Below are 1,202 nucleotides of genomic sequence, written 5' to 3'. Positions count from 1 at the left end.
TAGGGCATCGGCGAAGTCGCGGAGGGACGACTCCAGAAGTACTCCGGTTCGCGGAAATACTGTCCAATCAATGCAGAACCCACCACGCGCCCATGTTCTTTAATCAGCGAGCCATTTGCCTGATGAGGAAACAGCAATTGTCCGACGCCCGTCATCGTTAAGGGGTAAATCAGCCCGGTTATCACCACTAACAGGAGAAAAAGCAGTAAAGTGCTTTTCAGATCGCCCATCACCGCTGCCCATATCCCTTGATGATCCCCATTCTGCGCATTCGGTTTAGAAGCATTTTCGAGTGACTTGTTCATGTGGAATCCTCCTATAAAACCGTCAGTAGCAGGTCGATCAACTTGATGCCGATGAAAGGCGCAATGATGCCTCCCAATCCGTATATCCAGACATTCCGGCGCAAAATATTCTGCGCGCTGTCCGCCCGGAATTTGACGCCTTTCAATGCCAGAGGAATCAGAATGGGAATAATAAGTGCATTAAAAATCACGGCAGACATGATCGCAGTATCCGGCGAACTCAAGTCCATGATGTTGAGGGCCGATAATTGTGGATAGGTAGAGATGAAAGCCGCCGGTATGATGGCAAAATATTTGGCAACATCGTTGGCGACACTAAAGGTGGTCAAGCTCCCACGAGTCATCAGCAACTGCTTGCCAATCCGGACAATATCCAGCAATTTCGTCGGGTTGGAGTCCATATCCACCATATTCGAAGCTTCTCGCGCGGCCTGGGTACCACTGGCCATGCACAGCCCCACATCGGCCTGTGCGAGAGCTGGCGAGTCGTTGGTGCCATCTCCCGTCATCGCTACCATATATCCGTCACTCTGATATTGACGGATACGCGCAAGTTTGGTTTCCGGTTTGGCTTCCGCAAGGTAATCATCGACACCGGCCTCCGCCGCAATGGCAGCAGCCGTCAAGGGATTATCTCCCGTCACCATCACGGTGCGGATGCCCATTTCTCTTAACTCAGCAAAGCGTTCCTTGATTCCGGTTTTGACGATGTCCCGCAGCTCAATCGCCCCGAGCACCTGGGCACCAGAACATACCACCAGCGGTGTCGCGCCCCCTGCGGCAATTTTCTCGATAATGGCATCCAAGCCTTCCGGCCAGCTTCCCTGCAAATCTTTTATCCAGGCTTTCATGGAATCGGGCGCACCCTTGCGCAGCTGCTGTCCCTCCCAATCCACC

Annotated in this window: 2 protein-coding genes; both read right to left on the bottom strand. The window is 52.9% G+C overall.

Translation table 11 applies throughout. The features are described 5' to 3' along the window. Positions 1-230, bottom strand: a 230-nt coding sequence (locus AC2VLY_RS02880) for a potassium-transporting ATPase subunit C (protein ID WP_486892654.1), incomplete at its 3' end; no start/stop codon positions are given. A gap of 86 nt (positions 231-316) precedes the next feature. After that, a partial coding sequence (locus tag AC2VLY_RS02875; protein WP_486892653.1) for an HAD-IC family P-type ATPase occupies positions 317-1,202 on the bottom strand: 886 nt, incomplete at its 5' end.

Source organism: Acidithiobacillus sp. TH-A36 (genome assembly GCF_057473445.1).
Note: the sequence above shows the minus strand (reverse complement) of the source record. Positions and strands in the feature narration are given on the sequence as shown.